This is a genomic window from Corallococcus exercitus (genome assembly GCF_003611585.1).
Taxonomy (GTDB): domain Bacteria; phylum Myxococcota; class Myxococcia; order Myxococcales; family Myxococcaceae; genus Corallococcus; species Corallococcus exercitus.
The window spans coordinates 1-5,417 of record NZ_RAVW01000549.1; the positions used below are offsets into that span (position 1 = coordinate 1).

Consider the following 5,417-nt stretch of genomic DNA (forward strand, 5'->3'; position numbering starts at 1 on the left):
GCATGTGTCCATTGGCAGCCGGGTGGCGGTGAAGGTGCTGCACGAACACCTGGCGCGCTACCCGGAGCTGGTGCAGCGCTTCCATGCCGAGGCCCGGGCGGTGAACCTCATCGGGCACGAGAACATCGTCAGCATCTTCGACCTCAATGCCTCGGCGCCCCGGCCGTACCTCATCATGGAGTTCCTGGAGGGCGCGCCGCTGTCGGCCTGGGTGGGGACGCCGCTGTCGGCTGGGGCGGTGGTGCCCATGCTCACGCAGGTGTGTGACGCGCTGCACGCGGCGCACGCGCGGGGCATCGTCCACCGCGACCTGAAGCCGGACAACATCTTCCTGGTGAAGCGCGGGCGGGGGATGCCGTTCGTGAAGGTGCTCGACTTCGGCATCGCGAAGCTGGTGGATGCGAGCATGCCGGAGACGGTGGCTGGCATCATCGTGGGGACGCCGGAGTACATGGCCCCGGAGCAGTCCCTGAGCCGGCGCCTGGACGGCCGCGCGGACCTGTACGCGGTGGGCGTCATCGCCTACCAGTTGCTCACCGGGCGGCTGCCCTTTCCCGACGAGGGGCTCACCGCCCAGCTCGTGGCGCACCAGACGCGGCAGCCTCCGGCCCCTCGCTCCATCTGTCCCACGGTGCCGGCCGCGCTGGAGGCGGTGGTGCTGCGCGCGCTGGCGAAGACTCCGGAGGAGCGCTTCCCCAACGCGCTCGCCCTGCGCGCCGCGCTGGAGCAGGCCCTCGCCCTGCGGACCCCGCCGCCGCGCGCGGCCGTGGGGGCTCCCCGTCCCGCGCCGGGAGGTGCTCCCTCGGGGGCTCCCTCCACGGGGCCCCGGCGCACGCCGCCGCTGGCTCCGCCGGGCTCGTCGGGGGGCAAGACGCTCCCGTTGCCCGTGCAGGTGGTGCTGCAGCCGGGCGCGCAGCCCCGGGCCTTCACGGGGTCCGACCTGTCGCGGGGCGGCGTGTTCCTTCACGCGACGGGGGAGCTGCCCCCGCTGTTCGCCCAGGTCCAGGTGGTGCTGCCGCTGTCCACGGGGCCGCTGTCCGTCACGTGCGAGGTGGTGCGCCACGTCTCACCCGAGCAGGCCCAGGCCTGGAGCATGCGCCCGGGCTTCGGCGTGCAGTTCGTCGCGCCGTCCGCCGCGCTGAAGGCCCGCGTGGAGCAGCACCTCGCCAGCGCCCCTGCCTCTCCGCCCCCCGCGTCCGGGGAGCTTCCGGACGACCCCGAGGCCGAGCGCGTCCTGTCGATGTGGCGCGGGCAGCTGGCCGGGGAGGGCACCCACTACACGGTGCTGGGGCTTTCGCCGGACGTGGAGCTGGAGCCCGCGCGGGAGCGGGCGCGCGAGCTGTGGATCGCCCTTTCCGCGCTCCGGCCGCGGCCCCTGTCGCGCGGGCAGCGCTCGCGGCTGGAGTCCATGCTGATCCGCGTGCGGGACGCGGGCGACACCCTGGGCATGCCCCTGCGCCGGGCGCGCTACGACGCCCGGCTGGGCAACGCCCGGGGCGTGGCGCGGTGCCTGGAGGCGGGGCTCACCGCGGCCCAGACGGACGCCCTGCGCCGCGACTTCCTGGCCGAGCAGCCCCGGGCGGTGGGCACCGCACGGGTGCACTTCCTCTCCGGCAGCGCGCTGGAGCGCGACGGCCAGCTCCAGCGGGCCCTGGAGGCCTACGAGCGGGGCCTGGAGCTGGACCCCCTGGAGTGGGAGTACCAGCAGCGCCGCCGCGTGGTGCTCCGGGCGCTGGGCGCCCGCCTGTCCGGCGCCCGAAATGAAAGGGCCCGATTCCCTGGGGAGGGAACCGGGCCCTGACGCTACTCACGGCCGTACGGCCGGGAAGCGATTACTCGCCGGAGGCCGCGCTGCACGCCGCGCTGATGCTGGTCAGCTTGGAGTAGCAGGACAGCACGCGCAGCTGGTACGCGCTCTGCTCGGCCTCGGTCTTGTCGGAGCAGCCCTTGACGTCGTTCACGCAGTCCGCGAACGCCTCGAACTTCTTCTTGTCGTCGTCGGAGCAGGACTCGGTGCTCTTCTCACACTGGTCGCGCTCGGCGTCGGTGATCTCACCGTCGTCACCGTCGACCGTGAGGCCACACTCCTCGGCCTGGTCCTTGGTCTTGTTGGCGACGTCCTCGAGCTGATCGCAGATGCTGCCGCCACCGCAAGCGGTGAGCGTGAGCGAAGCCATGGCCGCCAGACCGAACAGGATCTTCTTCATGATGGTTCTCCCCCTCAGGGATGAGGTACAAGTGGAAAGCAAGCGGCGCGCATCCTAACGAGCGCTCGCGTGCGGTCCAGTGGACTTTATTCCGGGAATTCTATTCAAAAGCAAATAGGGAGCCTTGGGGCGGGTTGATCCGCCAACTGCCTTGACTCCCCCCTGGGTTTCCCGTAAGTCCCGCCGTCTTTTAGCGCGCCGGGCGGTCCGCCGTCCGAAATGCGCGTTGGATTCCATGGGTTGAACCAACCCGAAGCTGACAGGGGTTCGACGATGTACGCAGTCATTCGCACGGGCGGAAAGCAGTACCGCGTCGCCGAGGGCGACGTTGTCCGGATCGAGAAGATCGCCGGGGACATCGGCGCCGAGGTCTCCTTCACCGAGGTCCTCCTGCTGGGCGGCTCTGAGAGCCCGAAGGTGGGCCAGCCGACGGTGGCGGGCGCGAAGGTCGTGGGCAAGGTGCTGGCGCAGGACAAGCACCGCCGCGTCCTGCACTTCCGCAAGGAGAAGGAAGGCTGGACCCGCCGTCGGGGTCACCGCCAGCCGTACACCGAGGTGAAGGTCACCTCGATCTCCGGCTAGTCGCCTTTCCGGTCATTCCCCACACGAACTTCAAGGAGCAGGTGTCATGGCCCATAAAAAAGGTCAGGGTTCTTCGCGCAACGGGCGTGATTCCAACCCGCAGTACCGTGGCGTCAAGGTGTACGGCGGTGAGACCATCACGGCGGGCAGCATCCTCGTCCGTCAGGTCGGCACGGTCATCCACCCGGGCACGAACGTGAAGCTCGGTCGCGACTTCACCCTCTTCTCGACCGTGGACGGCGTGGTGAAGTACGAGCGCCTCGGCCGCGACAAGAAGAAGGTGTCCGTGTACCCGGCCGCCGCCGAGCAGGCGAGCGCCTAGTCAGTGGCCCTGGGGCGACCCAGGGCACGGCTTACCGAGCGGGTCGTTCCCGGTCCTTCCGTTCCCGTTGGGAACGGGTGGATGCGAGGACGGCCCGCTTTGTGTTTTTCCAGGAGGGCTCTGGCCCCATGAAGTTCGTCGACGAAGTACGCATCTACGTGAAGGCGGGAGACGGCGGGAACGGTGCCGTGGCCTTCCGGCGGGAGAAGTTCATCGAGCGCGGCGGCCCCAACGGCGGCGACGGCGGCAACGGCGGCTCCGTGGTGTTCGTGGCGAACCCGCAGCTGACCACGCTCCTGGACTACCGCTACCAGCAGCACCACCGCGCCAAGAACGGCGAGCACGGCATGGGCAGTGACTGCAATGGTCACGGGGCCGAGGACATGATCCTCCAGGTGCCGGTGGGCACGCTGATCCGCAACGAGCAGACGGGTGAGCTGCTGGTGGACCTGAGCGACCCGGGCCAGCAGTACGTGGCGGCCAAGGGCGGCCGGGGCGGCCTGGGCAACATGAACTTCGCCACCTCCACGCGCCAGACGCCGCGCTTCGCGCAGGACGGCGGCAAGGGTGAGGAAGTCACCCTGCGGCTGGAGCTGAAGCTGCTGGCGGACGTGGGCCTGCTGGGCTTCCCCAACGCGGGCAAGAGCACGTTCATCTCGCGGGTGAGCCGGGCGCGGCCGAAGGTGGCGGACTACCCGTTCACCACGCTGGTGCCGAACCTGGGCATGGTCCAGTACAAGGACAACCTGTCCTTCGTCATGGCGGACATCCCCGGCATCATCGAGGGCGCCAGCGAGGGCGTGGGCCTGGGCCACCAGTTCCTGCGCCACGTGGAGCGCTGCAAGGTGCTGGTGCACCTCATCGACATGGGCGCCGAGGGCGAGGGCCGCAAGCCGCTGGACGACTTCAACATCCTCAACGCGGAGTTGAAGAAGTACAGCGCGGAGCTGGCCAGCAAGCCGCAGGTGGTGGCCGCCAACAAGCTGGACCTGACGGAGGCCCGCGAGCGCCTGGGGCCCTTCACGGAGGCGCTGCGCCGCAAGGGCATCCGCGTGTACCCGGTGTCCTGCGCCACGGGCGAGGGCATGCAGGCCCTGATGGACGCGGTGGCGGAGGTGCTCTTCACCAGCCGCACCGACAAGCTCCACGTGGAGATGCCTGCGAAGAAGGCTCCGGCGAAGAAGGCCGCCTCCAAGGCCCTGGCGAAGAAGGCCGCGACGCAGGCGGCGCGCAAGGGCGCCGCGAAGAAGGCTCCGGCGAAGAAGGCCGCCGCGAAGAAGGCTCCGGCGAAGAAGGCTCCGGCGAAGAAGGCCGCCGCGAAGAAGTCCTCGCGCAAGCCCGTGGCGAAGAAGGCCGTGCGCAAGGCTCCGGCGAAGAAGGCGGCCCGGAAGGCTCTGGCGAAGAAGACGGTGCGTAAGGCCCCGGCGAAGAAGGCTGCCCGGAAGGCTCCGGTGAAGAAGTCCGGCGGGAGGCGCTGAGCCGATGGCTGGTGGAGGCCCCCGCTACGAGAAGTTCGAGCGCGACGTCGTCGAGCCGGAGCAGTTCCTGCTCGACGTGCGGAAGGAGAAGATCGACCGCGTCGTCAGCCAGCGCACGCGCAACTTCGTGGTGGTGCTCGACCGGCTGGAGGACAACTTCAACATGGCCGCGGTGCTGCGCACCTGCGAGTCCATGGGCGTGCAGGAGGTGCACGTCGTCGTCAACCCGGAAGCGCCCTTCATCCCCAACCTGCGGGTGGCCCAGGGCTGCGACAAGTGGTTGGACGTGCACCTCTACAAGACGTTCGCGGAGTGCCGCGAGCACCTGAAGGGGCGGGGCTTCAGCCTCTACGCGTCGGCGCTGCGCGAGGGGGCCACCAACCTCTACAGCCTGCGCTTCGACACGAAGTTCGCCATGGTGTTCGGCAACGAGCGCTACGGCGTGAGCGACGACGTGCTCAACGGCGTGGACGGCACCTTCTGGGTGCCCATGAAGGGCTTCAGCCAGAGCCTGAACATCTCCGCCGCGGCGTCCGCCAGCATCACCCGGGCGATCGCCTGGCGGGACGAGCACCTGGGGAGCTCCGGGGACCTGTCCCCCGAGGAGGCCCAGGAGTTGCGCGAGCGCTTCTACCTGCTGGGCGTGAAGCAGCGGAAGCGTCTGGTCAAAGCCACACAGCGGTGAATGCTGGCCCCCCGGGGGCCGTCCGGATGCGGTAGATGGACCCTGCGGGCGCCCCAGGTGCCCGCTCCGGAGGCGCACGCCATGTTGCTGGAATCCCTGCTCTTCACGCTGCTCACGCAGGCCCCCACCACTGCTGCCCCCAC

General features: G+C 69.7%; 6 protein-coding genes. 5 read left to right on the forward strand and 1 reads right to left on the reverse strand.

The window, feature by feature from the left end:
* A partial coding sequence (locus tag D7W79_RS38260) for a serine/threonine-protein kinase (RefSeq protein WP_120530192.1) occupies positions 1–1,801 on the forward strand: 1,801 nt, incomplete at its 5' end.
* Positions 1,802–1,832: 31 nt separating this feature from the next.
* On the opposite strand, the gene D7W79_RS38265 is transcribed toward D7W79_RS38260, so the two are convergent.
* Positions 1,833–2,207: a hypothetical protein gene (locus D7W79_RS38265; protein ID WP_120530193.1), complete on the reverse strand. Its 375-nt coding sequence runs from the start codon at positions 2,205–2,207 to the stop codon at positions 1,833–1,835.
* A 273-nt stretch (positions 2,208–2,480) separates the two neighbouring features.
* Between D7W79_RS38265 and rplU the strand changes: the two genes are divergently transcribed.
* The 4 genes from rplU to D7W79_RS38285 all read left to right on the forward strand — a co-directional run bounded on the left by rplU (position 2,481) and on the right by D7W79_RS38285 (position 5,274).
* Positions 2,481–2,789, forward strand: a complete 309-nt coding sequence (rplU, locus tag D7W79_RS38270) for a 50S ribosomal protein L21 (protein WP_014394222.1) — start codon at positions 2,481–2,483, stop codon at positions 2,787–2,789.
* Between the two features lie 46 nt (positions 2,790–2,835).
* A complete protein-coding gene (rpmA, locus tag D7W79_RS38275) occupies positions 2,836–3,111 on the forward strand; it encodes a 50S ribosomal protein L27 (RefSeq protein WP_014394223.1) in 276 nt (91 codons plus the stop codon).
* Between the two features lie 128 nt (positions 3,112–3,239).
* Positions 3,240–4,589, forward strand: a complete 1,350-nt coding sequence (gene obgE / locus D7W79_RS38280; protein ID WP_120530194.1) for a GTPase ObgE — start codon at positions 3,240–3,242, stop codon at positions 4,587–4,589.
* 4 nt (positions 4,590–4,593) lie between these two features.
* Positions 4,594–5,274: a TrmH family RNA methyltransferase gene (locus D7W79_RS38285; RefSeq protein ID WP_120530195.1), complete on the forward strand. Its 681-nt coding sequence runs from the start codon at positions 4,594–4,596 to the stop codon at positions 5,272–5,274.
* Positions 5,275–5,417: the final 143 nt, after the last annotated feature.

What these genes read in the sequence shown, in the direction of transcription:
- D7W79_RS38285 (WP_120530195.1), top strand. Translation starts at nt 4,594, where the DNA reads ATGGCTGGTGGAGGCCCCCGCTACGAGAAGTTCGAGCGCGACGTCGTC.
- D7W79_RS38265 (WP_120530193.1), bottom strand. Translation starts at nt 2,207, where the DNA reads ATGAAGAAGATCCTGTTCGGTCTGGCGGCCATGGCTTCGCTCACGCTC.
- rplU (WP_014394222.1), top strand. Translation starts at nt 2,481, where the DNA reads ATGTACGCAGTCATTCGCACGGGCGGAAAGCAGTACCGCGTCGCCGAG.
- obgE (WP_120530194.1), top strand. Translation starts at nt 3,240, where the DNA reads ATGAAGTTCGTCGACGAAGTACGCATCTACGTGAAGGCGGGAGACGGC.
- rpmA (WP_014394223.1), top strand. Translation starts at nt 2,836, where the DNA reads ATGGCCCATAAAAAAGGTCAGGGTTCTTCGCGCAACGGGCGTGATTCC.